General features: G+C 59.1%; 20 protein-coding genes. 18 read left to right on the forward strand and 2 right to left on the reverse strand.

The features are described 5' to 3' along the window. Positions 1-636 precede the first annotated feature (636 nt). The 15 genes from AAE029_RS21600 to AAE029_RS21670 all read left to right on the forward strand — a co-directional run bounded on the left by AAE029_RS21600 (position 637) and on the right by AAE029_RS21670 (position 17,190). The gene (locus AAE029_RS21600; protein WP_371074949.1) at positions 637-2,139 is read left to right on the forward strand and encodes an aminoacyl-histidine dipeptidase; all 1,503 of its coding nucleotides are present in this window, start codon (positions 637-639) and stop codon (positions 2,137-2,139) included. A 10-nt stretch (positions 2,140-2,149) separates the two neighbouring features. Continuing rightward, a complete protein-coding gene (locus AAE029_RS21605) occupies positions 2,150-2,620 on the forward strand; it encodes a cupin domain-containing protein (protein ID WP_028754319.1) in 471 nt (156 codons plus the stop codon). Next, the gene (locus AAE029_RS21610) at positions 2,617-3,021 is read left to right on the forward strand and encodes a cupin domain-containing protein (protein ID WP_371074950.1); all 405 of its coding nucleotides are present in this window, start codon (positions 2,617-2,619) and stop codon (positions 3,019-3,021) included. Before AAE029_RS21605 ends, AAE029_RS21610 begins: the two co-directional genes overlap by 4 nt. A 90-nt stretch (positions 3,022-3,111) precedes the next feature. Beyond that, positions 3,112-4,188 carry a sugar ABC transporter substrate-binding protein gene (locus AAE029_RS21615; protein ID WP_371074951.1) on the forward strand — a complete coding sequence of 359 codons (1,077 nt, stop codon included), beginning with the start codon at positions 3,112-3,114 and terminating at the stop codon, positions 4,186-4,188. A 52-nt stretch (positions 4,189-4,240) separates the two neighbouring features. Then, the gene (locus AAE029_RS21620) at positions 4,241-5,776 is read left to right on the forward strand and encodes a sugar ABC transporter ATP-binding protein (RefSeq protein WP_371074952.1); all 1,536 of its coding nucleotides are present in this window, start codon (positions 4,241-4,243) and stop codon (positions 5,774-5,776) included. Beyond that, positions 5,769-6,743: an ABC transporter permease gene (locus AAE029_RS21625; protein ID WP_371074953.1), complete on the forward strand. Its 975-nt coding sequence runs from the start codon at positions 5,769-5,771 to the stop codon at positions 6,741-6,743. Before AAE029_RS21620 ends, AAE029_RS21625 begins: the two co-directional genes overlap by 8 nt. A 12-nt stretch (positions 6,744-6,755) precedes the next feature. Beyond that, the gene (araD, locus tag AAE029_RS21630) at positions 6,756-7,466 is read left to right on the forward strand and encodes an L-ribulose-5-phosphate 4-epimerase AraD (protein ID WP_371074954.1); all 711 of its coding nucleotides are present in this window, start codon (positions 6,756-6,758) and stop codon (positions 7,464-7,466) included. Between the two features lie 2 nt (positions 7,467-7,468). After that, the gene (locus tag AAE029_RS21635; RefSeq protein WP_028754325.1) at positions 7,469-9,085 is read left to right on the forward strand and encodes a ribulokinase; all 1,617 of its coding nucleotides are present in this window, start codon (positions 7,469-7,471) and stop codon (positions 9,083-9,085) included. A gap of 52 nt (positions 9,086-9,137) precedes the next feature. Then, positions 9,138-10,085, forward strand: coding sequence for a LysR substrate-binding domain-containing protein (locus AAE029_RS21640; protein WP_371074955.1), 948 nt, complete (start codon positions 9,138-9,140; stop codon positions 10,083-10,085). Between the two features lie 501 nt (positions 10,086-10,586). Further along, the gene (tkt, locus tag AAE029_RS21645; RefSeq protein ID WP_371074956.1) at positions 10,587-12,581 is read left to right on the forward strand and encodes a transketolase; all 1,995 of its coding nucleotides are present in this window, start codon (positions 10,587-10,589) and stop codon (positions 12,579-12,581) included. Beyond that, on the forward strand, positions 12,578-13,600 hold the full coding sequence (locus tag AAE029_RS21650) for a class 1 fructose-bisphosphatase (RefSeq protein ID WP_371074957.1): 1,023 nt from the start codon (positions 12,578-12,580) through the stop codon (positions 13,598-13,600). Before tkt ends, AAE029_RS21650 begins: the two co-directional genes overlap by 4 nt. Positions 13,601-13,606: 6 nt before the next feature. Continuing rightward, positions 13,607-14,656, forward strand: a complete 1,050-nt coding sequence (gene fba / locus AAE029_RS21655; protein WP_371074958.1) for a class II fructose-bisphosphate aldolase — start codon at positions 13,607-13,609, stop codon at positions 14,654-14,656. 43 nt (positions 14,657-14,699) lie between these two features. Continuing rightward, the gene (locus AAE029_RS21660; RefSeq protein ID WP_371074959.1) at positions 14,700-15,467 is read left to right on the forward strand and encodes a triose-phosphate isomerase; all 768 of its coding nucleotides are present in this window, start codon (positions 14,700-14,702) and stop codon (positions 15,465-15,467) included. A gap of 10 nt (positions 15,468-15,477) precedes the next feature. Next, on the forward strand, positions 15,478-15,951 hold the full coding sequence (locus tag AAE029_RS21665) for an RpiB/LacA/LacB family sugar-phosphate isomerase (protein WP_371074960.1): 474 nt from the start codon (positions 15,478-15,480) through the stop codon (positions 15,949-15,951). A gap of 408 nt (positions 15,952-16,359) precedes the next feature. Then, entirely contained in the window at positions 16,360-17,190 is an 831-nt protein-coding gene (locus AAE029_RS21670; RefSeq protein ID WP_371074961.1) for an oxidoreductase, read from the forward strand. Positions 17,191-17,378: 188 nt separating this feature from the next. On the opposite strand, the gene AAE029_RS21675 is transcribed toward AAE029_RS21670, so the two are convergent. Continuing rightward, complete coding sequence (locus tag AAE029_RS21675) at positions 17,379-18,080, reverse strand: FadR/GntR family transcriptional regulator (RefSeq protein WP_371074962.1); 702 nt, start codon at positions 18,078-18,080, stop codon at positions 17,379-17,381. Positions 18,081-18,183: 103 nt separating this feature from the next. Continuing rightward, a complete protein-coding gene (locus AAE029_RS21680; RefSeq protein WP_028754333.1) occupies positions 18,184-18,978 on the reverse strand; it encodes an SDR family NAD(P)-dependent oxidoreductase in 795 nt (264 codons plus the stop codon). A 146-nt stretch (positions 18,979-19,124) separates the two neighbouring features. Here AAE029_RS21680 and AAE029_RS21685 point away from each other — a divergent pair, with 146 nt between their 5' ends. The 3 genes from AAE029_RS21685 to AAE029_RS21695 all read left to right on the forward strand — a co-directional run bounded on the left by AAE029_RS21685 (position 19,125) and on the right by AAE029_RS21695 (position 22,978). Then, positions 19,125-20,477: a four-carbon acid sugar kinase family protein gene (locus AAE029_RS21685; RefSeq protein WP_371074963.1), complete on the forward strand. Its 1,353-nt coding sequence runs from the start codon at positions 19,125-19,127 to the stop codon at positions 20,475-20,477. 10 nt (positions 20,478-20,487) lie between these two features. Beyond that, positions 20,488-21,375 (forward strand): 3-keto-5-aminohexanoate cleavage protein, encoded by an 888-nt coding sequence (locus AAE029_RS21690; RefSeq protein ID WP_371074964.1) that lies wholly within the window; start codon positions 20,488-20,490, stop codon positions 21,373-21,375. Positions 21,376-21,445: 70 nt separating this feature from the next. Further along, entirely contained in the window at positions 21,446-22,978 is a 1,533-nt protein-coding gene (locus AAE029_RS21695; protein WP_371074965.1) for a sugar ABC transporter ATP-binding protein, read from the forward strand. Positions 22,979-22,991 lie beyond the last annotated feature (13 nt).

Consider the following 22,991-nt stretch of genomic DNA (forward strand, 5'->3'; position numbering starts at 1 on the left):
GAACCGCGAATGCGTACGTCTTCGCATCCGGTAACGTATACATTAATCCAATTTGGGACGGAGTCAACCTGCTAGTCGGACTTGAGACCATCAAGACCACCAAACGAGCGCGAGATAAGTCCTGGGAGACATGAGGGAAATTTGCGGTTGCAGTGCGGGCTACAACTATACAGACGGGCGTTGCCTTCAAGGGGTACAGGCGGCTGCTAATCTGAATTGTGGGGCGAACGGAAAAGGTTCACCCGGTGGCTTGATGGCAGGCTTCATTCCGAGATCCGAGCCTTCGGCGATCCACGCTCATTTGGAGTAAGCAGACTGCTGGCTGATAAGTAAAATTCAGCGTTGCATTGAGCAGAATTCGCGCTCCGCCACTTGCACACGCCACGGCCATCCGCATTAATGTATGCGTTAGCGCATGCATTGCGGAGTTCAGATGAAAATTGCTCATCTATTTCGCCAAAATATGCGTTTGAATTTGAATTCCGAAAATAACAAGGTTCGGCTCCAGGGGTGACTGGAAGGAACTCACCCGGGTAGGTCCAAGCGAAGCGCAGTACAATCATACGATTATCCTTTGGAACGCGATTCCGAAGACGGGAAAGTACTGCCCAATGTTCACAAAGGGAGGATGAGCAGATGAGCGTATCTGCCAACAAAGTCGTGCACCCTCAAACCAATTCTGTCCTGGCCGGTCTGGAGCCAGCGGTATTCTTTCGCTTCTTCGAGGAGCTAAGCGCAATCCCGCGCGGATCCTACAACGAGAAGCAGGTCAGCGACCATATCGCTAACTTTGCCCGTGCCCGCGGTCTTGAGGTCTATCAAGACGAAATCTGGAACCTTCTCATCAAGAAGCCTGGAACGCCCGGTTACGAGAATGCCCCGACGCTTATCCTGCACGGCCATACCGACATCGTCTGCGAAAGCGATGAAGGGGTCGAACATGATTTCGAGAACGAAGGCATCAAGCTCCGCCTCGACGGCGACTTCATCCATGGAACCGGAACCACGCTCGGCGCCGACAACACGGTCGGCGTTGCGTTCGCCATGTCGCTTCTCGCTTCCGACGACATCCCGCATCCGCCGCTGGAAGTGGTTTTGACCGTTCAGGAGGAAGTCGGCAAAGGCGGTGCTCAGCATTTCGACGGCACGAAACTGACAGGCAAGCGCCTGCTCGACATGAACTGGCATGACCCGAAGTCGCTGTTCGCAGGCTGCGCCGGCGACATCTCCGCGCACTTCAGAATCCCGCTGCAATGGTCCGAGCGTCCTAACGGACAAGAAGCTGCACGGCTGCGTGTATCGGGCCTTAGCAGCGGCCATTCGGAGTTCGATATTCATCTCGAGCGGGCGAACGCGATCGTACTGCTCGGTCGCTTGCTCCGCCTCGCGATCAAGGAAGGTGACGTAAGCATCGCCAAAGTTGAAGGCGGCGTGAACCGCTATGTCATTCCAGGCGAAGCCGAAGCGCTTATCAGTTTTGATCGCTCCGTATCAGGGGCTTTGCGCAGCAAGATCGAAGCGGAGGCTGCAGCCATCGCGGCCGAATACTCGACAAGCGATCCGAACCTGAAGATCACATTTGAGGAAGACCCGGGCCTGTTCTTTTCCGTCTTCTCGGAGAAGGTCGCAACAGGCGCGGTCAATGCAATGTGCCTGTTGCCGAATGGCGTCCAGAGCCGCAGCCTTATTGTCGACAACCTCGTTGAGAGCTCTAACACCGTCGCACTTATCTCCAACGACCAGGAGCGCATCGAGATCACCTCGACGATCCCGAGTGCGGTCAGCTCGCGCCGCTACAACATCGTCGATCGCATCCGGCAGCTTTCGGAAGTGATCGGGCTGGGCGCATCGGTCGAGACATTCGCGGATTGCCCGGAGTGGCCGTACAACCCTCAGTCCCGCATGCTGGCGGCCGGACGTGCGGCATACGAGCGGGAATTCGGTGAGCAGCCGCACGTCGAAGTCTCGCATTCGAGCCTTGAACTCGGTCTCTTCCGGAAGAAGGTGCCGGACATCGACATGCTCTCGATTGGACCGGAGGCGTTCGACGTCCACACGACGCGCGAACGCCTCAACCACACCACCGTCGAAGCCACCTGGCGTCTCCTCAAGGCGCTGCTCTCCGAACTGAGGACCTGAGGCTCCCGCAATGACCATTCCCGCATACTTTGGAAACTTTCCGTTCCCGCCGGACGAGAAGAGACCCCATCATCTGACGGCGGACCGCTTCAAGATGTTCATCTATACGGGCAACAAGCCCTATTCGAGCGACTTGAACTACCTGCTTGCCAGCACCGACAAGATGACCACGGGCATCTACCAGCTGGCGCCGGGCAGCAACTTCGACCCCGCTGACATCCATGCGGGGGACGAGGTCTACTACGTCCTCGAGGGCGAGGTGCACCTGCTTAACCCGGAAACCGGACAGACCGAGCGGATGGGGCCGGGGGACTCGATCCTCATACCGATGGGCGTGCCGCATCGCGGCTACAACTTCACTGACAAGGCAGCGGTCATCCTCTTCTGCATAGCGCCCCGGATTTGGGACGAGAAGGGTCCGCCTACTGGCTACTTCGGTGCAACGCGTCTCTTCAAGTCCGAACGGAGGGCTGCCGAATGAGCCTGAAAAAGCTTGCGAACTACCCGGTCGATGGCGCCGAGGCAAGGACCAAGGGTGACCTCGTGAAGGTTGCCCGCGAGGATCGGGTGAATCTCATCTTCGGGCAGGATCATCCTGTCCTGATGGAGCTGTGCGTGACCAACGATTGCATGCACGTCGGAGAGATCGTGATCCCGGTCGGCGGCGTTGGTCCCAGGGCGAGCGAACCGAACAGCCACGATGGCGACGCGATCTTCTACATCCTTAAAGGCCCGGCCACTTTTTACGTCGCCGATGGCGACGAGACATTCCACGTCCGCGACGGGGAGGCGTTCTTCCTGCCGGGGGGCGTCAGCTATCAGTGCCTGAATTACGGCTCCAATCCCATCCGGATGGTTTTCACCATCGCGCCTGGCCTCTGAGCCTTTGATTTCATCGCTTCAATGAATTCCTCCGCGGGATCGTCCCGCGGACAGGAGGAGTGTGTCTTGTCACAACAAGGGAGGAACCTCGTGACAATTTTCAAACGACGTACCGTGCTTGCCGCCGCTCTCAGCCTGATGGCGACCGTCAGCTTCAGCCCTGCGTTCGCGCAGGATCCCGACTACAATGCAGTGTTTCCCGGGATCTTGTTGAACAAGGATATCAAGCCGACAGGTCAGGAAATGAAGCCGGTCAAAAAGGACAACCGCCCTCTGAAGGTTGGCTTCCTTCCGACCGCTATGGACACCTACTATCAGCGCGTTCTTGCAGGCGTGAAGGAAGAGATCGACAAGCGCGGCGGCGCGGACACGATCGATCTGCTCGTTCAGGCTCCGAGCAGTCAGTCGGCCACGGATGACCAGATTAGAACCATGGAGGCTTGGATCAACGATGGTGTCGATGCCATAGCGGTCGCGCTATACAACGAAGGCGCTCTCCTGCCGTCCATCCGTCGCGCGACGGAAGCGGGCATCCCGATTTTCCTGTTCAACTCCCCGGTCGCCGACAACCCGTATTATGTCAGCGACATCGGCTACGACCAGTCGGACGGCGGCCGCGCGCAGGCCCAGTGGCTCGTCGACACCTATGGCGACAAGGAAGTGAAGATAGGCATCCTCGAAGGCCTACCCGGTCCCCACACGAGCCAGCGCATGAAGGGCTTCAACGAGATCATCTCGAAGCATCCGAACTTCAAAATCGTGGCTCAGCAGCCAGCGGGCTGGGTGCGCGCCCAGGGCCTTTCGGTGACCGAAAACATGTTCACGGCCAATCCGGACATCCAAGTGCTTGTCGCTCTCTATGACGAGATGGCACTCGGCGGACTGCAGGCACTCAAGGCCAAGGGCCTGAACGGCAAGGTCGCGATCGTGGGCTACGAGAACATGAAGGAGGCCAACGACGCGATCCTGACGGGCGACTTCGCGGCGACGGTCGATACGGGCGCCAAGGAAGAAGGCAGGAACATCATCCGTGCCGTCGACGAATTTTTGATGAAGGGTCATCCGCTGCCGAAGAAGATCTTCGTCGCGCCCAAGACCTACGATGCCAAGAACATCAAGGCGTTCGACCAGAGTGACTACGTCTACGTCCCCCAGCAGAAGATGTGATCACGACGCGGCCCCCACGCCGGGGGCCGCACTCACTCCGAGGATCTTAGAGATGACCCACAATCCGCTGCTTGAAATGAAGGGTATCGGCAAGCGCTTCGGCAACACGGTCGCGCTGCGCGATATCGACCTCGCCATAAGCGCGGGTGAAGTGCTCGGCCTGGTCGGTGAAAATGGAGCGGGGAAGAGCACGCTCATGAAAATCCTTGCCGGAGCATATTGTCGCGATGGCGGTACGATCTCGGTGCGTGGCAAGGCTGTCGAGCTCGCTGATCCGAAGGCCGGAGCAGACGCTGGCATTGCCATCATCTACCAGGAACTCAGTCTGTTCCCCGATTTCGATGCCGCCCAGAACATTTTCGCGGGCCGGGAACTGCGCACCAGTGATTTCGTGCTTGCTCCGTTGGCGCACGCCCGCATGCGCAAGGAAGCACGCCGCATCCTGTTCGACGAACTCGGTGTCGACGTACCCGTCGACCGCCCGGTGGGAGAACTCAGCCTGTCAGACCGCCAGATGGTGGAAATCGCCAAGGCACTCAGCACCAACGCCGACATCATCATCATGGACGAGCCAACGGAGGCTCTCGAGGAAGTCGAGCGCAAGCAACTCTTCGCCATCATCAAGCGCCTTCAGGCTGCTGGTAAGGCGATCATCTATGTTTCGCACCGCATCAAGGAACTACTCGGCATCTGCAGCCGAGTGATGGTTCTGCGGGATGGGCGCACTGTCGCCGACCTCCCGGTCGCAGATCTCGACGTCGACAAAGTCGTCAGCGCCATGATTGGCGGATCGCTGTCCAAACAGTTTCCTCCCCGTGTCCCTGCGAGGTCCGAACCCTCTCTGGAGTTGCGGGGCCTCTCGAAGGCCGGAGCCTTCGAGGATATCTCCTTCTCGCTCTCGAAGGGCGAGATCTTCGGCATCGCCGGGCTGGAGGGCTCAGGCAAGAGCGCTCTGCTACGATCCCTTTTCGGCCAGCGGCCCTACGACAGCGGGACCGTTGTGATCGGCGGCAAGGATGCCCGCATCGTCGACGTCACCGACGCGATCAGGGAACGGTTTGCTTTCCTGCCCGCCGAGCGCAAGGTGGAAGGGATCTTCCCCGAGCATTCCGTGGGCTGGAATCTGTCTATCGCAAACCTCGGTGTTCTCGGCAAAGTCACACTGAAGCCGGCCCGCGAGAGAGAGATTGCCGGAGACTACATCTCCAAGCTGGGCGTCAAATGCGACGGCCCGCAGGCGGAGATCGCGTCGCTCAGCGGCGGCAACCAGCAGAAGGTCATGCTCGCCCGATGGCTCCTGACCCAGCCGAAGGTCCTGCTCCTCGAAGAGCCGACCAGAGGTGTCGACGTCCGAGCAAAATCCGAGGTCTACGCACTGGTTCAGGCCGCTGCCAAAGACGGTTGCTCCGTAATCGTCGTCTCGGCGGACAACGCCGAACTCCTCGGACTTTGCCACCGCGTGGCGGTGATGTTCGAAGGCAAAATCACCACGGTGGTCGATGCCGCCACGTCCAAGGAAGAGACGTTGGCCCTGCATTCGGTCAGGCCGCCGGAAACCCTGAACACCATGGGAGGCATCAATGGCTGAAGTTGCAGTCACTCGTCCACGGCTAGGCTTCAAGGTCGGCCGCGCCAGCGGCAACGCTGGTGTCTACGTCGCATTCGTCATTCTTCTGATCGGGCTGGGTTTCGCGGCTCCCCGTTTCTTCACCTTCGGCAACATGACTGACGTCCTGCGGCAGGCAGTGCCCATAGCCGTCATTGCTTTCGGTGCGACTTTCGTCATCGGCATGCGGGGCATTGATCTCTCCGTCGGCTCGACGCTCGCGCTGACCGGGCTTGTCACCGCCAATGTTCTCGTTCTCGGATACCCCGTTCCCGTCGCCTGCTTGGCAGGCCTCGCGCTCGGTGCGTTCATCGGCCTCGTCAACGGCTTCCTGATCACCAAGGTAGGGATTACCGACTTCATAGCGACGATGGCGATCATGGTCGTCAGCCGCGGCGTCGTCATGGTTTACACACAGGGCATCCCGATCACGGGCGCCTCGGATCCGGCCTTCCGCGCCATCGGCCAGAGCTATCTCGCGGGCATTCCAGTCCCTGTGATCCTAACCGCCATCGTGTTCGTTGCGGCCTACTATCTTCTCTACTACACCCGTTTCGGCCGCTTCGTTCTGTCGATCGGCAGCAACCCCGATGCGGCGCGGCTCGTGGGTATCCCCACGGACAGGATCAAGATCGCAGTCTACGTGCTGGCGGGGGCGCTCTCCGCCTTCGCCGGGATCATGCTGACCTCCCGTCTGGAATCGGCGATGCCGGAGGCGGGACAAGGCTACGAGCTGGACGTTATCGCCGCGGTCGTCATCGGCGGCACCGGCCTGTCCGGCGGTCGCGCGACGCTCTTCGGAACAGTCGTCGGCGCCGTTCTGATGGCGGTCGTTCGCAACGCCCTCAACTTGCTGAACGTCAACACCTTCTGGCACCAGATCGTGATCGGCACCATCATTCTCGTTGCCGTCGCAGCCGACCGCTTCAACCGCAGCCGGAAGGCTTAAGAGGTGGCGAACGTGAAGTATTCCGCACTGCGCAAGGCCGTCCTCGACGCCAACTTCGAACTCTATGAAAGCGGGCTCGTCATTTCCACGTTCGGAAATGTCAGCGCCATCGATCGCCACAACGGCATCGTCGCCATCAAGCCGAGCGGCGTCTCCTATAAGGCGATGAACGCTAGCGACATCGTCGTCACCGACCTGGATGGCACCATCATCGACGGCGACATGCGCCCGTCGAGCGACCTCGACACCCACATCGAGCTCTACAAGAGCTTCAAGGCGATTGGCGCGGTCGTCCACACTCATTCCTTCTACGCCACGGCCTGGGCCCAGTCCGGCCGTGCGATCCCGGCGATGGGTACCACCCATGCCGACTACTTCAACGGCACCATTCCGGTGACCCGGCAACTGACGGACGCCGAGATCCGCGAGGACTACGTCCGGAACACCGGGAGGGTGATCGCCGAAGCACTCGGCAACAATGATCCGCTCGCGATTCCCGCGGCGCTGGTCAACGATCATGGCCCGTTTTGCTGGGGTGTCGACGCAGCCGACGCGGTTCACAACGCCGAGATGCTGGAGGCGGTCGCCAGGATCGCGTTCCATTCACGCCAGATCAGCCAGGAGAGTCTCGAAATTTCGGCGGCACTCCTCGATCGGCATTTCCAACGAAAGCACGGAAAGTCGGCCACCTACGGCCAGCCCGCGCGATCAAAGCAGGTATGACGATGTCGATTGTAGCTGGTGTTGATTTTGGCACGCTGAGCGTCCGCGTGACGCTCGCCGATACGGAGCGAGGCCCTCTAGGCACCGCCATCGCAGAATATCCGCTCGGCAGATCCCGCTCCGAGCCCGACCTAGCGACGCAATCGCATGCCGACCATATGGACGGTCTGGTCCAGGCCATGCGGCGCGTGTCTGTCGAGTGCGGGATCGATTCGACGACGGTGCGCTCGATTGCTGTCGACACGACAGGGTCATCGGTGATCCCTGTCGATCGGAATCTAAATCCGCTCAGCGATTACTATCTTTGGTGCGACCACCGAGCCAAGGCCGAGGCCGAGGAAATCACGGCGACCGCGCACGAGACCCATCTCGAAGCCATCGAATGGTGCGGGGGCACCTACTCGCATGAGTGGGGATTCGCCAAGCTTCTCCACTGGCTCCGGCACAATCCCGGACTCCGCGACCGTTTCGGCACCGCGCTGGAACATTGCGACATGGCTGCCGCCGTCTTGACAGGTGTCACGGACAGCTCCGCGGTGGTTCGAAGCGTGTGCGCGATGGGCCATAAGTGGATGTGGAACCCGAAGTGGGGCGGGCTGCCGTCCCAGGCGTTCCTTTCACGCGTCGATCCGCTTTTCGATGGAGTTCGGGAGAAGATCGGTGGGACCTACCAGACTTCTGCCAAGGTTGCCGGCCGCCTGAGCCTCGAATGGGCGGAGAAGCTCGGATTGACCGCGGGAATTCCGGTCCCGGTCGGAGCCTTCGATGCGCACTGGGACGCAATTGGAGCAGGCTGCCGTTTGGGCGATGTCGTGAACGTGATCGGGACCTCGACCTGCATCATCGCGGTGAGTGAGCGCGTCAAGCTGATTCCGGGAGTTTGCGGCGTAGTGCCGGGAAGCGCCCATCCGGACCTAGTCGGCGTCGAGGCTGGCCTATCCGCGACGGGAGACATTTTCGACGCTATTGCTCGCCGCGCATCAACGACGGTCTCGAAACTGTCCGAGGGCCTTGGGAGGATTGAGGGCGGGAAGACGGGCCTCATGCGGTTTTCCTGGGATAATGGTGATCGCACCGTTCTGGTCAGGTCTGATCTTGGGGGCATGACGATCGGCTGGCATTTGGGGCACACTGCACAGGACGAGCTCTATGCTGCGATCGAAGGAACGGCGTTCCACACGCGTATCATTCTCGAGCGGATGGAACAGCACGGCGTTCCCGTCAACCGGGTCATCAACGCCGGCGGCGTGCCGCAGAAGAACGCCTTGCTCAATCAGATCTACGCCAACGTGCTCGGCAAGCCGATCCTCGTGCCCGACGGCCTGCCAACCGGACTGGGATCAGGTATCTTCGCAAGCCTTGCATCGAAGGACCACGGAAGCATCGAGACGGCTCAAGCGGCCATGTGCGTCGGCTTCAAGAGGTTCGACCCGGATCCGGCGACCCGCGAGCGCTATGAGATGCTCTACCAGCTCTACAAGCAGGTCTACATGGGATTCGGCACCTCCGGCCGAAGCAACTTCTCCGAGGTCCTCGGCGATATCAAACGCATTGCGGCAGGCGAGGAGGTGCGTTCCGACTTCGGACAGCGGGCGCAGCGGAAGGTAGCCTCATTATGACGAACGCATTCGCGCAGTCGGGCGGCGCGCGCGCCCGGGACTGGGAGACCTCATGACGGCGCTTCCCTCGATACGCGCGATCCAGTCGTTCGTAGCAGCCAGCCGCTTGGGCTCGTTCCTAGAGGCGGCGGCGCAGCTCCAACTCACCCCCTCGGCGATCAGTCACCAGATTCGCCTTATGGAGGAGGACCTCGGGGAGAAGCTGTTCCACCGTATCGGACGCAACGTGTCGCTCACGGATATCGGCGAGCGATACTATCGCGATCTTGCGGAAGCGCTCTCGATTATTGAGCACGCGACGAACGAGGTGTCGAGGCGCAATAGCGTCGACGTTCTCAGTGTGGGATGCGTTCCGAGCCTCGCATCGCTCTGGTTGATGCCGCGCCTGCCGATGTTTGAGGAACTTTACCCGAACATCGAGACAAGGTTGCTCTCATCGTCGGATCCGGCCAAGCTGAACGACGGTTCGGTCGACGTCGACATTTGCTTCGGCGGCGTTCCCAAGCTCGGATCGATCGCTGCGGAAGAGTTTCCCCTGGAGACGATCGTAGTCGCGTGTTCGCCGGAAATCGCATCGGGAGAAAAGGCCATCCGAAAGCCGTCCGATCTTCTGGGCCAAGCTTTGATCCGATCGGAGCAGACACTATACAGCTGGCACCAGTGGGCCAAGGACCACAATCTCGAAATTGACCTTACGCGTGGCCCGCGGTTCCGTGACGCGTTCATGTCGATCGCGGCGGCTGTGGAGGGCAGAGGGGTCTGCCTCGAGAGCTACCGCCTGCTTGAGCGCGACGTCGAGAAGGGCAATCTCGTTCTGCCATTCGGCATGACGGGACCCAATATGGGCTGCCACAGCCTCACCTACGTTAGGTCTCGGCTCCGTTCGCCGAAGATCAGCGCGTTCAAGGCCTGGCTAGAGACGGTCTGGACTGATGACAGACAGGTAGTCGAGATCATTCAAAGCAAATCGTCGAACGATGGCCGCCGTCGTATGGCGTGAGAGGACTGTGGATGAGCTGGGAACCCTTCAAGATGTTTGAAGCGATGATTGAAGACCTGCCTCCATTTGACAAAGAGACCTTGGCTGCAGCCGTCCAGATGAGCGATCGGTTGGTTTCGCAGAACTGGCCACCTCAGCCAAAGAGCTTGCGGGAGCCAGCCTCCAGAATGGGTTGCCAGCGTGCTCCTTCGAGCCTTGGATGCCCTGAAAAGTGATCCTGTACCATTGGGCTACCGGCACCTCGTTTGGGTGCAGACATCGTCGGCGGAAATGCTTCTTCTGCTCGATTTAAAGTCACGTGCATCTCTTCTGACCAAAGGCACGAACCACGCTGGCTGACCATTACCGCCACCTGACTGCGAGCGAAAAAGCCTGTGCGTTTTAAAAGGTAATGCGTTACGAATTCTCACAAGATAACAAAAGTAAATGTTCCTTTGTGATTTTCTGTTGTGATTTTGCGCGAAGTGCGCCACAATAGGATCGGATAAAAGGGAGGAAGACTTGTCAGCAGCAGTTTCGATCCGTGATCTCGCGAACGCCATCCGTGTCCTGTCGATCGACGGGGTTGAGGCGGCAAAATCGGGTCACCCCGGTATGCCGATGGGTATGGCGGATGCGGCGGCCGTCCTTTTCGGCAGGCACCTCAAATTCGACGCAAGCGAACCCGGGTGGCCAGACCGAGATCGCTTCGTTTTGTCGAATGGTCACGGCTCAATGTTGCTTTACAGCCTTCTGCACCTCACCGGTTACAAAGACCTGACCATTGAGGAGATCCGCAATTTCCGCCAATGGGGCTCTAAAACACCGGGCCACCCGGAATACGGGCACACAGCCGGCGTCGAGACGACGACAGGCCCATTGGGGCAGGGAATCGCCTCCGCAGTCGGAATGGCGATAGCGGAACGACGCCTGGCAACTGAATTCGGCGCTGCACTTGTCGACCACCATACCTACGTCTTCTGCGGAGACGGGTGCCTCATGGAAGGTGTCGGTCAGGAAGCTGCCTCACTGGCGGGCCACCTTCAACTCGGCAAGTTGATCGTCCTCTATGACGACAATTCCATCACCATCGACGGTTCGACCGCGATAGCGTTTTCGGAAGACGTGCTTGCGAGATTTGATGCTTACGGATGGCACACTCAACGCGTAGATGGCCATGATGCTGAAGCGATCGATGCGGCGATCTCGAACGCGAGTGCGGAAGCGTCAAGGCCGTCCCTGATCGCTCTGAAAACCATCATCGGTTACGGTTCTCCCTCGAAGGCAGGAACAAGCTCAGTGCACGGCGCACCGCTGGGCGCGAGCGAAGCTGCCGCGACAAAGGCAGTTTACGGCTGGACGGCAGATGCTTTCGAGATTCCCGCTCAAATCCTGGAAACATGGCGCGAGATTGGTGCAAAGGGCGCTACGGCACGCAGGGAGTGGCAAGCGCGGCTCGAAACCGCGGAACCGGACGTCAAAAGCGAATTTCAGCGTCGCACCAATGGCTCGTTGCCGCCGCAATACACGGAAGCGGTGAGCGCCGCCAAGGCGAAGCTGCTCGACAAGCCGCAATCGGTGGCCACGCGCAAGGCGAGCCAGATTGCGCTGGAGACGCTGGCGGAGTTGCTTCCCGAACTGATCGGCGGCTCGGCCGACCTCACCCACTCGAACTTGACCCGTGTTCCCGCCGTCGACAGCGATTTCACCCCCGCTGAGAGCGGTCGTTATGTCAGCTATGGTGTGAGGGAGTTCGCCATGGCCGCCGCGATGAACGGCATGGCGGTTCATGGCGGCTTCATACCGTATGGCGGCACGTTCCTCGTGTTCTCGGACTACTGCCGCAATGCCATTCGTGTGGCGGCTCTCATGGGCGTCCGCTCTATTTTCGTGATGACGCATGATTCCATCGGTCTCGGCGAAGACGGCCCGACCCATCAGCCCGTCGAGCACCTCGCCAGCCTCAGAGCGATGCCGAACCTGCATGTGTTCCGGCCCGCTGACACGATCGAAACGCTGGAATGCTGGGACCTTGCCATAAACAGCAAGAACACCCCATCCGTTCTGGCACTCTCGCGGCAGAATGTACCGCAGCTCCGCTCCGAGCGTGATAGCATCAATCGCTGCGCACGGGGAGCCTATGTGCTGCGGGAAGCCAGTAAGGACCGCGCCATCACGCTCATCGCCACTGGAACGGAAGTCGCGCTTGCGATCGAGGCCGCCGAAGAGTTGGAGGCAAGAAACATTCCAGCGGCGGTCGTTTCGATGCCGAGTTGGGACCTCTTCGAAAGGCAGGCGAAGGAGTACCGGAACGCGATCCTGGGAGACGCACCACGCATCGCCGTGGAGGCGCTCTCGAAGTTCGGCTGGACCAGGTATGTCGACAGCGAAGACGACGTGATCGGGATGTCCGGCTTCGGCGCTTCCGCGCCGGCGGAGACGTTGTACGAAAAATTCGGAATCACTCGCAAGGCGATCGTCGCGCGCGCTGTTGCGAAGGTGAGGGTCGACGAATGACCGCACCGGTAACTCTCGCGAACGAACAAACCCGCGTCCAGTGCGGGTCGGTTGATGAGTATCTTACGACATGGGCCGGTGAGGACACGGCGCGTCAGGGCGTGACGGCATTGATAAACGGTGTATTGGACGCGGCCTGTCTGTTGTCCGAGCGCATCGCGGCGGGTTCCCTGGAGGGCGACCCAGCGCGTCTGGTCGGATGCAATTCCGACGGAGACGCGCAAAAGGCCATCGACGTCTCCTCGCACGAGTTGTTCCTCGAGATTCTGGAACGGGCAGGGGCTGCGCGCGTCTTGTCCGAGGAGGCCGACGCGCCGCTTGTGTTCAAAGGCCATCGTTTCGCCGTGGCGATCGACCCGATCGACGGTTCGGGGAATGTCGGATTGGGCACGCCCGTCGGAACGATTTTCTCGATCATTCCATTCAGCGAAGCTGAAGACCCTTTTCTCGTTCCTGGAAGGCGACAGGCAGCCGCCGGTTACGTGTCATTCGGCAACACGGTGGATCTGGGCTTCTCGGTCGGAGAAGGCGTGCTGCTGGCGACGATGCATCCGCAAACTGGCGAGTTCTTGATTGTGAGAAGGCGGGTCCAGATACCTCGGGACACGTCGGAACTTGCATACAACGCTTCCAATCACCGCCACCTGCAGCCCGGTCTGAGCCTGTATCTTCAGGATTGTTTGGCGGGCAAGGATGGAGCGCGTGGCCGCGATTTCAACATGCGCTGGCTCGGGTCGGCCGTCGGCGAGCTCCACCGGATCCTCCTCAGGGGCGGTGTCTTTTTCTACGCCGCCGACAAGAGGTCAGGGTACCAAAATGGACGGCTTCGCCTGGTGTACGAGGCAAACCCGATCGCGTTCCTGATGGAGCAGGCCGGAGGGCTGGCGACGGATGGCATTTCGGCGATCCTCGATAAGGTTCCGGCCTCCTATCATTGCCGCACGCCGCTGGTCTTCGGTTCGGCAGCCGAGGTCGAACTGATCGCGAGCTATCTCAATTCCAATCTAACCAGCGAGTGAGATTTCATGGCCAGGATCACTCTCCGCCAACTGTTGGACGATGCTGCCGAACAAGGGTACGGCGTCCCAGCATTCAACATCAACAATATGGAACAGGCGCTTGCGATCATGGAAGCGGCCGATGATACGGATTCGCCTGTCATTCTGCAGGCGAGCCGCGGGGCACGGGCATATGTCAATGACATCATGCTCAAACACATGATGGACGCGGTGACGGAGATCTACCCGCATATTCCCGTCTGCGTCCACCTTGACCACGGGAATGAACCGAGCACCTGCGTCACCGCAATCCAACATGGCTTTACCTCGGTGATGATGGACGGTTCGATCCGCGCGGACGGGAAGACGCCGGCGGACTGGGAGTATAACGTTAAGGTCACGAAAGACGTCAGCGAGATCGCTCATTGGGCAGGCGTCTCGGTGGAGGGGGAGCTTGGTGTTCTAGGCTCGCTGGAGACCGGTATGGGCGAAGCCGAAGACGGTCACGGCGTTGAAGGCAAGCTCGATCCGCATCAGCTTCTGACCGATCCGGACGAGGCCGCGAAATTCGTAAAGGAGACGAAGGTGGACGCGCTTGCCGTCGCAATGGGGACGAGCCATGGCGCGTACAAATTCTCACGTCGCCCAGACGGAGATGTTCTCGCAATGGATGTTATCGAGGCGATCCACCGGAAGCTGCCGAACACGCATCTCGTCATGCATGGTTCTTCAAGCGTGCCGGAGGAGTTGCAGAAAATTTTCAATCGGTTCGGCGGCCAGATGAAGCCGACCTGGGGCGTACCGCTCGATGAAATTCTGCGGGGCATCCGGCACGGCGTGCGAAAGGTCAATATCGACACGGATTGCCGAATGGCCATGACCGGGCAGGTGCGCAGAGTGCTGGCCGAGGATCGGACTGAATTCGATCCTCGCAAGTACTTGAAGCCCGCGATGACGGCTCTTTCAAAGCTTTGTCGCGAAAGATTCGAAGCCTTCGGAACGGCCGGACGCGCAAGCTCTATCAACGTCATCCCGCTTTCAGAGATGGCGAAGCGGTATCGGGCCGGATCACTTTAGGTCGGGCAGCGTCAACTGAAATGGAAACGCGGTGAAGCGGGACATGACCGAGAAGAAACGCATCTGGATTGGCACCAGCTGGAAGATGAACAAGACACTCGCCGATGCCGAGCATTTTGTGCGCGATCTCAAGGCAAGCTCGACGGATCATCCACGCATCCAGCGCTTCGTCATTCCGGCCTTCACAGTTCTTCGCGAGGTGAAGGCGATGCTCGCGGGAACCTCGGTGAAGGTTGGCGCCCAGAATATGCATTGGGCCGAACGGGGCGCCTGGACGGGCGAAGTCTCGCCGCTGATGCTGAAGGACTGCAAGCTCGATCTGGTCGAACTCGGCCACTCTGAGCGGCGTGAACATTTCGGTGAGACTGATGACACAGTGGCTCTGAAGACAGAAGCCGCCGTCCGGCACGGTCTCATTCCGCTCATCTGCATAGGTGAGACTTCAAGAGACCGCGACAGCGGAAACGCTTCGAAAATTCTGGCTACCCAGGTGCGTGGCGCGCTTTCGAAACTGACAGCTACGCAGAAGGAGGCAGAGATCCTTTTTGCCTATGAGCCCGTCTGGGCGATCGGCGAGACGGGTGTTCCGGCAACCGCTGACTACGCCGATGCGCGTCAGGCCGAAATTATTGCCATCGCCGGGGCGGTGATAGGTCGGAAGGTCCCCTGCCTGTATGGCGGCTCGGTCAATCCGCAGAACTGTGAAGAACTGATTTCGAGCCCGCACATAGACGGGCTTTTCATTGGCCGTTCGGCGTGGAGCGTCGAGGGATATCTCGACATTCTTGAGAAATGCGCCGCCAAACTCTAAGGAGAAAAATATGAAGGTTGCCGTTGCAGGAGACAGCGCTGGCGAAGGTCTTGCCAAGGTTTTGGCCGAACACCTGAAAGATCGCTTTGACGTGTATGAAGTCTCGCGAACCGAGGCCGGTCCCGATCCCTTTTACGCCAATCTGTCGGAGCGCGTCGCCTCCGGCGTGCTCGAAGGCACATACGACAAGGCCATTCTCGTTTGCGGAACCGGAATTGGCGTCTGCATAGCAGCGAACAAGGTTCCCGGCATCCGCGCCGCCCTGACGCACGACACCTATTCCGCCGAGCGTGCTGCCCTTTCGAACAACGCGCAGATCATCACGTTGGGCGCTCGTGTAATCGGACCGGAGCACGCTAAGTCGATCGCCGACACGTTTCTGGGCAAGACGTTCGACGAAGGCGGCCATTCTGCTGGCAATGTCAGGGCGATCAACGAGCTGGACAGCAAATATCATCCCAGCACGCCGATTTCGAGCAGTTAGTGGATCGTCACAGGATAGACTTGGACAGCGCAGGCGGGTCTCCTGGCTGAGGTTTGGCTGGCCCGCTTGCGATCTGATAATGCGCGACGAAAAAACGGCGAGCGTCGTCAATTTCCTGGAAGCCGCGGCGTCCGTGCACTTCACCACCAAGTCATTGGGTAGGCTCGTTGCGGGTCGTCAGTTGTAGGATCAAATGGCCGCGAATGAAGTGATTCTGCGATTGCCAACGGGAAACTGGACCCGCGGCGCTCAATCAGAAAACACCGACGAGGCTGCTGGCCTCCAATGGTGAATAGCGCTCATCGGTACGATGAGGATGCGCGGCCTTTAAGGGCAACGCACAACGATCCATCTGGCGAGATGCCCGGCAGCATTATCGACGCCGGCCAAGAGCGAAAAGGATCGAACATGAAAACCTGGTTTATCACAGGCGCATCGCGCGGGTTCGGCAATCTAGTCGCTGCCGAAGCTCTCAAAAGAGGTGATCGCGTCGTAGCAACGGCGCGAAATCCAGAGGCTCTGGAAGAACTGCTTAAGGCGAGTTCGGATAACATCCTCGCTCTCCGAGTGGACGTTACCGACAAAGCGTCGATTTCGGCGGCGGTTCAGGATGCCGAAGAAAAATTCGGCTCCATCGACATCCTCTTCAACAATGCGGGCATCGGCTATTTCGCCGCAGTCGAGGAGAGCGATGATGCTGAAGTGCGAAGGATGATGGAGATCAACGTCTTCGGGCTTGCTGCGGTTACGAATGCAATCCTTCCTTCGATGAGGAAACGTGGTATGGGAACCATCCTCAACGTCTCATCCATCGGCGGCGTTCGCTCATTTCCCGCTGTTGGTTGGTACAATGCCTCGAAATTCGCGGTCGAAGGCCTTTCTGAGGCGCTCGACCTGGAAGTGTCTCCGCTGGGGATCAGAGTCGTTCTGATCGAGCCCAGCGCGTTTGCGACCGATTGGGCAGGCAACTCCGCGAATGAAGTAAGAGCCGATCAAGTCATCGCCGACTACGATCAAACAGCCGGCGCCCAACGCCGAACCTTTCGTGCCAATGTGGGAAAAGAGCCTGGTGATCCCGCAAAGGCAGCCATAGCGATCGTTGATGTGGCACACGAGGCCAATCCGCCAAAAAGACTTCCGCTTGGCAAGTTCGCCTACGATGGCCTTCTCGAAAAGATGGACATGATACGAGCCGACATCGCTGCCCGCGAACAGGTGAGCCGTGGTGCCGATCGCTAATGATCGTGGCCTACCCTGAACGGGGTGGGCCATTTTACTGAGCGGATCTCTTCCATCGCAGGCTTTAGAGGGATTGCCATTGTCGGCGAACTCCCGGGACTCGCATTGATCCTGTGCCGCGCGAGTAAAGGCTCTGCTACGCGAGCCACGCCGCACCTCTGATCACCGAAATAAGATCAAGCCTCTCGTTACTTCAACAACGACGTGCGGAAGTGTTCCATGTTCTCCTCGACGCTTTCGCGGCTGAGGTCACCGGTCTTCCTGTCGCGGATCATTTCGTACATGCGTTCGTGAAGGCCGACCGCGCGCCATTTGCCACTGACTTCGAGCGACTTCTGGACCCACGGTGCGACCATGGTGAGCACGAAGTCCGCGATCACCACAATCAACGGGTTACCAGCGGCTTTGTATATGGCGCGGTGAAAATCGAGATCGGCCTTAAGGAGGTCTTCGATCGCGGAGTTCGGATCATCCGACAACCTTTTCAGTCGGTCGATGCACTCCCTCATTGTGGCGAGGTCTTCGTCCGTGCGCCGTAACGAAGCGAGTTCAGAACAGTTGCGGTCGAAAATAAAGCGCAGCTCCATCAGCATTTCGGGCGTCGAACTCTGAAGATAGAGTTGGAACATTGCGAGCGGCATCGCCGGAAGGCCTTCGTCCTTGCGGATGTAATTGCCGAAGCCATGCCGAGTCTCGACGAGGCCCGACACCGCAAGTGTCTTAATCGCCTCTCTGATTGGGGTGCGGCTGATGCCGAGAAGCTGGGCCAGTTCCTTTTCGTTGGGAAGTTTGTCACCGGGTCCAAGGTTTCCTTTGGCAATCTCGCCCGTAATGTAATCGAGCGCAATGTCCAACCGGCTTGGGATCTTTTTTGGGTCAACAGACAGCATTCCTAGTCACGCTCCGATCAGAAAATTGAGGAAGGTACGAGGTCATACCGCGTTTTGCGTTTTGCGACAAATGCCGAACGGTGGAACTGGCCATTTATCGAAGTTATTCGCTGATCTGTCCCAGTCGCTTCGAGGCCTTTGGATCGAATGGGAACATGAGGCCAGCGGCCAAGAAGCCGCCGTCGACGTTCAGCGTGTGTCCCGTGATATAGGCAGCCTCGTCGCTCGCCAGGAACACCGCGGCGTCGGCGATTTCCGACGGCTCGCCGTAACGGCGTTGCGGAACAAGTCGATGATAGGCTTCACGAGTCTCGACCGTATGCATGACCTTCGACACCTCGGTTAATATCGGGCCGGGGGCGATGTTGTTGACGTTGATTCCCGATTCGGCGAGTTCGACCGCCATCACCTTCGTGAGGAGCTCGACGCCTGCCTTGGAGGCGCCATAAGCGGAACGGCCGACCCCGCCCTTCTGACCGGACAAGGAAGCGATGTTGATGATTCTCCCGTAGCCTTTGGCCGCCATGATCCGCGCGAAGGCCTGCGCCACGAGAAATGTCCCCGTCAGATTGATCCGGACAACACGCTCGAATTCCTCCCTCGAGCTTTCGAGGAACAAGGTGGTCGCGCCCACGCCTGCGTTGTTAACGAGTATCTCGACTGTACCGAACCGGCCGACTGCTTCCTTAACGATAGCCTCGACGTCTTCATCGACCGAAATATCGGCGCGGACGGCCAGCGCCCGGTCCCCAAGCCGGACCGCGGCCTCGTTAGCAACCTCCCGATCGCGGTCGACGATGACGACGTTCGCGCCTTCGCGAACGTACGCTTCAGCGATTGCAAGTCCAATGCCTCGGCCGGCGCCGGTCACCACCGCAGTACGTCCAGACAGTCTCATTTTGTCCTCCAATTTTTGATACGAGGTATAAGGTATAAGGTATGACCTTGACAGAGTTATGAGCTGCTTCTATGAGTATTGTCAAGAGTGGACCCCGGCCGAAGTATGGAGGCAGATATCCTCGGCCGGGAGATTGGGAGAATCCGATGACATCACCTGGCAAGCTCAAGGCCGCATTTTACGGCGACGACTTCACGGGCTCGTCCGAGAATTTGGCGCAGTTCCATCGGAGCGGGGTGAAAGGCAAGCTGTATCTGGCGCGTCCTTCCGTAGAGAAAGTGGCAGTAGATGCCCAGTCCTATGACGTGCTTGGTTTTGCCGGCACTGCACGAGCATTGTCTGGGGCCGAACTTGACGAGGAACTCGACAGCGCCTTCTCGATTATCAGCACGCTCGATAGTCCATTCATCCAGTATAAAATCTGCTCGACTTTCGACTCGTCGCCGGCCGTCGGAAGCTACGGCGCCGTCCTGGCGCGTGCCGCGGCTCACTTCGGCAAGAGGGACGTTTCAGTCCTCGCCGCAACTCCGGACTTCGGGCGCTACACCTGCTTCGGAAACCACTTTGCGCGCTTCGCCGACAGAATAGAGCGGCTGGACCGTCATCCAAGCATGTCACGCCATCCTAGGACGCCGATGCACGAGTCTGACCTACGCATGCATTTGGCCGGGCAGACGGACATGGAATTCGTCAACGTCACGCTTCCCATGATCCGGGACGGCTCGGCAATGGACGAGCGCGTGTTTAAAGCTTTCCAGGAGGGGGCAGGGGTCATTTTCGATGGCCTTGAAAACACCGATCTTGCCGCTGTCGCTGAACTGCTTTGGGCACGGTGTTCGGCGGCACCTAAGTTTGCGCTTGCAGCTCAAGGCCTTGCGCAACAACTTGGCGCCCTTTGGGCACGTTTGGGATTGCTGTCGTCGTCCGAGCCGGTGAAGACTGAAATCGCTGGAGTCGAAAATTTGCTGGTCTTGTCTGGCAGCTGCGCGCTCCAGACTGGGCGTCAGATCGCCGCGGCGGAAGCCGCTGGCTGGAAGATGGTCCACTTGGATGTCTCTAAGATCGAGTCCGACCGCCAAGTTGCGGCAGTTGCCCAGGAGACTGCTCTAAAGGCGGTCGAAGGACTTGATCGTGGCCGCCCGACAATCATCTACACGGCCCGCGGAGAGTCCGGCCGGGTGGCGGGCGGCGAAGTCCCGGCGGAACGTTTGGGAGCCATCTACTGCGACGTCGCCCGCGCTGTCCGCCGTGTGGTTTCATTACCGCGCATTGTCTTTTCCGGCGGTGACAGTTCTAGCTACGCGGTGCGGACGATTGGAGCGGAAGCGCTTGAGATCATCGTATTCGATAGAATTCAGAACTGCCATGTTTGTCGTCTGGAAGCACCGGAGGACGCCGAGATCAATGGTCTCGAAGTCATGTTGAAGGGCGGGCAGATTGGCGCCGATGACTTCTTCCTCCGCGCCAAGGCGGGCACTGTGGGTTCAGTGGCGGCATAAGGACTGGAAGATGCAAAAGAAGATCATTCTCGAAGCTAGGGTCAACGAGTACGCGCCGCGCACCTCCAATCCCAATATCCCCTACACCGCCGATGAGATCGTCGAAGCCGCCGTTGCAGCTCGAAAGGCGGGAGCGGCGATCCTTCATTACCATGCGAGAACGCCCGACGGAGGTGCGACGAACACCGTCGAAGCGAATGCCGAAATCATCCGCAAAGTCAGGGGCGCCACGGATTTGCTCATCCTCCCTACTCTTGGCTTCATCTCGAACGACTCCGACGCCAAGAAGCGCATCGATACAGTCGCAACCCTGGCATTGGATCCGGCCACACGGCCCGACATCGCCCCGATCGACACCGGATCGGCCAATCTGGAACTATGGGATGCCGAGAAGCGCACGTTCGAAAACCCCGAGCGGCTTTATCTGAACACGACCGAAAGCCTCGCGCATTATGCGCGTACGTTGGCCGAAAAAGGCGTCAAACCGAAGCTAGTCTCGTGGTCCGTCGGATTCACCCGTCGCGCCATCGCTCTGATGGATGCGGGTCTTGTGAAGGGTCCTGCTTATTTTCTCCTCCACCTCACGGGAGGGCGGTACATCACCGGGCATCCGCCGACAGAGGCCGGTCTCATGGCGCATCTTTCATTCCTGCCAGACGACAGGCCTGTCGAATGGACGGTCAATTGCCTTGGGGGAAATCTAATAAACATCGCTCCTGCGATTTCCCGACTGGGCGGCCATATGGCAATCGGCATCGGCGATTACCCCTATCGTGAGTTCGGCACGCCCACGAACGCGGATATGATATCCCGTGCTGTAGAGGTTGCACAAAGAGTGGGACGCGAGCCCGCCACACCTGACGAGGCACGCGCAATCCTGGGGCTGGAGAGCAAGTAGCACCAGCGCGAACCTGCCGCGCCCATACATGCGGCCTATTTTTCGGTTTTATGAGGTATGACGTCATATCATGGTCAATGCAACTGAGAAGATCGAAGCCCCGTCAACCGCGCAGTCTTCGCCGGCACGCGTACTTCTCCGGGCTGAGGGCGTGGAAAAGTCTTTCAACGGTGTCCCGGCGCTCGTTGATGGGCGACTCACCCTGAAGGCCGGTACCGTCCACGCGCTGTGCGGTGGCAATGGAGCGGGCAAATCGACCTTCCTCAATATCACGATGGGATTGCTTCGCCGCGATGGTGGGACAGTTGAGATTGATGGTCAGCCGGTTGACTTCAAAAGTGCTGCTGACGCTCTGCGTCACGGGATCGCGATCATCACTCAGGAGCTTTCTCCGGTTCCCGAGATGACCGTCGCCGAGAACCTTTACCTTGGCCGCGAGCCGAAGCGGCTCGGGGTGCTTGTCGACTTCAGTCAGATGCGCCGGGACGCCCAGGCATTTCTCGACGAACTGGGTTTCGAAGTCGACGCTCGTAAGAAGATGGGGGAATTGAGCCTCGCCCAGATTCAGCTCGTCGAAATCGCGAAGGCTCTCAGTTATCGGGCACACATCGTCATCATGGACGAGCCGACATCGGCTATTGGCGAACACGAAGTCCACGTCTTGTTCAATGCGCTCCGTAAGATCACCGAGCGCGGTTCCGCAATTATCTACGTATCCCACAAACTCACCGAAATCTTCGAGATCGCGGATGAATACACGGTGTTTCGCGACGGCCGTTTCATCGAGACCGGAAACATTAAGGACATCGATCGGCGTCATCTCGTGACACAGATCGTTGGCCGCGAAGTCAAGCTGGTCGAGAAGGGCAAGCCTCTTGAAGACGCACCCATCCTCCTTTCCGTCTCGAACTTGGCAAGAGGCTCGCATTTCCGGGACATCTCGTTGGACGTTGCATCGGGCGAAGTGGTCGGCATCTACGGGCTGCTCGGATCCGGACGAACCGAGTTCCTCGAGACGATATTCGGTCTGCATTCGCCGACTGGGGGCGAAGTTGTCTTCAACGGCGGCAAGGTTAAACCAGGCAGTCCCAAGGAAGCGATCCAGCGTGGAATGGCGATGGTGACCGAGGACCGCAAGGACAGCGGTCTCGTCTTGTCGGCTTCGATTGCCCATAACATTACGCTCTCCTCACTCGCCTTGGTGGCCATCAGCGGCTTCATCCGAGGCGATAAAGAGCGGAGCGCGGTCAAAGAAATGATCGTCTCGCAGAGGATCAAGTCGGCCTCGCCCGACGTTGCCGTCGAAACATTGTCTGGCGGCAATCAACAAAAAGTCGTGCTGGCCCGATGCCTTCTGACAAATCCAAAGCTCCTCATTTGCGACGAGCCGACGCGTGGCATCGACGAAGGTTCGAAGCAGGAAATTTATGCCTTCCTGCGGGACTTCGCGGCGAAGGGCAACGGCGTTCTCGTGGTCTCCTCGGAAGCACCGGAGATCATGCAGCTTAGCGATAGGATCGCAATTTTCAAACAGGGGCAGCTCGTCAGCATAATCGACGGTGCCGAGGCATCACAACAGACGCTCATGGACTTGGCGAGCTGATCACCAGCCCCAA

The organism is Sinorhizobium sp. CB7 (assembly GCF_041357635.1).
Taxonomy (GTDB): domain Bacteria; phylum Pseudomonadota; class Alphaproteobacteria; order Rhizobiales; family Rhizobiaceae; genus Rhizobium.

Excerpts from the sequence above, each read along its gene's own strand:
- AAE029_RS21685 (WP_371074963.1), top strand. The coding sequence starts at position 19,125 with ATGACATCACCTGGCAAGCTCAAGGCCGCATTTTACGGCGACGACTTC.
- AAE029_RS21605 (WP_028754319.1), top strand. The coding sequence starts at position 2,150 with ATGACCATTCCCGCATACTTTGGAAACTTTCCGTTCCCGCCGGACGAG.
- AAE029_RS21670 (WP_371074961.1), top strand. The coding sequence starts at position 16,360 with ATGAAAACCTGGTTTATCACAGGCGCATCGCGCGGGTTCGGCAATCTA.
- AAE029_RS21680 (WP_028754333.1), bottom strand. The coding sequence starts at position 18,978 with ATGAGACTGTCTGGACGTACTGCGGTGGTGACCGGCGCCGGCCGAGGC.
- AAE029_RS21675 (WP_371074962.1), bottom strand. The coding sequence starts at position 18,080 with ATGCTGTCTGTTGACCCAAAAAAGATCCCAAGCCGGTTGGACATTGCG.
- AAE029_RS21665 (WP_371074960.1), top strand. The coding sequence starts at position 15,478 with ATGAAGGTTGCCGTTGCAGGAGACAGCGCTGGCGAAGGTCTTGCCAAG.
- AAE029_RS21635 (WP_028754325.1), top strand. The coding sequence starts at position 7,469 with ATGTCGATTGTAGCTGGTGTTGATTTTGGCACGCTGAGCGTCCGCGTG.
- fba (WP_371074958.1), top strand. The coding sequence starts at position 13,607 with ATGGCCAGGATCACTCTCCGCCAACTGTTGGACGATGCTGCCGAACAA.
- AAE029_RS21660 (WP_371074959.1), top strand. The coding sequence starts at position 14,700 with ATGACCGAGAAGAAACGCATCTGGATTGGCACCAGCTGGAAGATGAAC.
- AAE029_RS21620 (WP_371074952.1), top strand. The coding sequence starts at position 4,241 with ATGACCCACAATCCGCTGCTTGAAATGAAGGGTATCGGCAAGCGCTTC.
- AAE029_RS21695 (WP_371074965.1), top strand. The coding sequence starts at position 21,446 with ATGGTCAATGCAACTGAGAAGATCGAAGCCCCGTCAACCGCGCAGTCT.
- AAE029_RS21610 (WP_371074950.1), top strand. The coding sequence starts at position 2,617 with ATGAGCCTGAAAAAGCTTGCGAACTACCCGGTCGATGGCGCCGAGGCA.
- AAE029_RS21650 (WP_371074957.1), top strand. The coding sequence starts at position 12,578 with ATGACCGCACCGGTAACTCTCGCGAACGAACAAACCCGCGTCCAGTGC.
- AAE029_RS21600 (WP_371074949.1), top strand. The coding sequence starts at position 637 with ATGAGCGTATCTGCCAACAAAGTCGTGCACCCTCAAACCAATTCTGTC.
- AAE029_RS21690 (WP_371074964.1), top strand. The coding sequence starts at position 20,488 with ATGCAAAAGAAGATCATTCTCGAAGCTAGGGTCAACGAGTACGCGCCG.
- AAE029_RS21625 (WP_371074953.1), top strand. The coding sequence starts at position 5,769 with ATGGCTGAAGTTGCAGTCACTCGTCCACGGCTAGGCTTCAAGGTCGGC.
- AAE029_RS21640 (WP_371074955.1), top strand. The coding sequence starts at position 9,138 with ATGACGGCGCTTCCCTCGATACGCGCGATCCAGTCGTTCGTAGCAGCC.